The 1979-nt window shown below is 72.3% G+C and carries 2 protein-coding genes and 1 pseudogene; all 3 read left to right on the top strand.

The annotated features are described in order from the left end of the window. A pseudogene (locus HF577_RS37120) lies at nt 1-608 on the top strand (NAD-glutamate dehydrogenase domain-containing protein); the annotation flags it as partial. 56 nt (nt 609-664) lie between these two features. Next, entirely contained in the window at nt 665-1321 is a 657-nt protein-coding gene (locus HF577_RS37115) for a dihydrofolate reductase family protein (protein ID WP_169400672.1), read from the top strand. 7 nt (nt 1322-1328) lie between these two features. Beyond that, nucleotides 1329-1979 (top strand): glycoside hydrolase family 172 protein (locus HF577_RS40020; protein WP_169400671.1); only part of this gene is annotated, 651 nt, incomplete at its 3' end.

Here is a 1979-nt window from a genome sequence, read left to right as displayed (position 1 = left end):
CCCTGACCCGCCACCATCCCGAGGCGGTCCGCACCCACCCGCTGCGGCGGGAGATCGTGGCCACCTCGCTCGCGAACGAGGTCGTCGACCGCGGGGGGATGACCTGGGTGTCCTCCCTGCGGGAGGAGGCGTCGGCGACCACGGCCGACGTCGTGGCCGCCTACCTGGTGACCGTCGCCGTGTTCGACCTTCCCGAGCTGTGGGCGCAGCTCGACGGTCTGCCGGGCACCGTTGCGACAACCGTGGCCGACGAGGTCGTGCGCGAGTCGCACCGGCTGATCAGGCGAGCGGCGCACTGGCTGCTCACCCGCCGGGACCGGCCACTTCCGGTGGACGCCGAGACCCGGCGCTTCGGACCGCCGGTCCGCGCGGTGGCGCCCCGGCTCCCGGCACTGCTGAGCGGGCACGAGGCCGCGACGGCCGGCTCGCGCGCCGCGGCGCTCACCGCACGGGGCGTGCCCGGCCCGCTGGCGCTGCGCACGGCGGCGTTGCCGCACGGTGTCGGGTTGCTCGACGTCGTCGAGGTCACGCAGTCGGCGGGAGACGGCGCGCCGCTACCGCTGGACGACGTGGCGCGGTTGTACTACACGCTATCCGCCCGCCGATGAGTTCCGGTGGCCTGCACGGTCTGTCTTTCAGATCACCACGAGGAAGGCAGAGCCCGATGCGCAAGCTGGCCGTCACCACATTCGTTTCGCTCGACGGGGTCATGCAGGCCCCCGGAGGCCCGCAGGAGGACCCGACAGGGCAGTTCACGAAGGGCGGCTGGAACGTCACGTTCTGGGACGACGTGATGGCCCGGTCGATGGGGGAGGCCTTCGAGAAGCCGTACGACCTGCTGCTCGGGCGCCGGACGTACGAGATCTTCGCGGCGCACTGGCCCTTCGTCGGCGACGACCCGGTCGCGGACCGGCTCAACAGCATGACGAAGTACGTCGCGTCCCGGACACTCGACACGGTGTCCTGGAACGGCGCCCGGCTGCTCGAGGGTGAGGCCGGGGATGCGGTGGCCGCACTCAAACGCCAGGACGGGCCGGACCTGCAGGTGCAGGGCAGCAGCGTGCTGCTCCAGACGCTCCTGGAACGCGACCTGGTCGACGAGTTCACGGTGTGGACCTTCCCGGTGCTCCTCGGGAGCGGAAAACGACTGTTCGGGGCCGGGACCGTGCCCGGTGGGCTGCGGCTCGTCGGGAGCGATACGTCCACCACCGGCGTGGTGATCGCGACGTACGAGCGTGCCGGTGACGTGCCGGTCGGCTCGTTCCAGCTCGACGAGCCGACCGAGGCCGAGGTCCGGCGCCGCGCGAGCCTGGTGGGCTGAGCCGCCCGTGTCCGACCACGACATCGCCCGTCTCCGGGCGGTCACCACCCGGTCCATCAGCCCGGAGAACCCGACGGGCGCGTCCGGGCGGGGTGGCCGGGCCACGGCCGGCACCGGGGCGGAGCCGGGACGCGAGCTCGGCCAGGGCTGGAAGATCTCGCCGAGTGTGGTGGTGGGCGCCCACGAGACGATCGACCTGGCCGCGATCGAGGGATGCGGACGCATCACCCACGTGTGGATGACGACCCATCCCGACCACTGGCGGTCGCTGCTGCTGCGCGCCTACTGGGACGATGCGGACACGCCCGCCGTCGAGGTGCCGGTCGGCGACTTCTTCGGACAGGGCTGGGGACGGTTCGCGCAGCTCAGCTCCACGATGATCGCGGTGAACCCGCACGGGGGCCTCAACAGCTACTGGCCCATGCCCTTCCGGTCGGCGGCGCGGATCACCGTGGAGAACCTGGGCGAGACACCGGCCGTCGTCTACTACCAGATCACCTACGACCTCGGCGCCGACGAGGCCGGCAGCGGGTACCTGCACGCGCAGTGGCGACGGTCCCATCCGCTGCAGGCCGGTGCGGTCCATCCACTGCTGGAGGGCGTGCGCGGCGCCGGGCAGTACGTGGGCACGTACCTCGCGTGGGGGGGGAACTCGCGC

Source organism: Pseudonocardia xinjiangensis, assembly GCF_012911925.1.
Classification (GTDB): domain Bacteria; phylum Actinomycetota; class Actinomycetes; order Mycobacteriales; family Pseudonocardiaceae; genus Pseudonocardia; species Pseudonocardia xinjiangensis.
The sequence above is the reverse complement of the archived record's forward strand: the minus strand, read 5'-3'. Positions and strand labels throughout refer to the sequence as shown.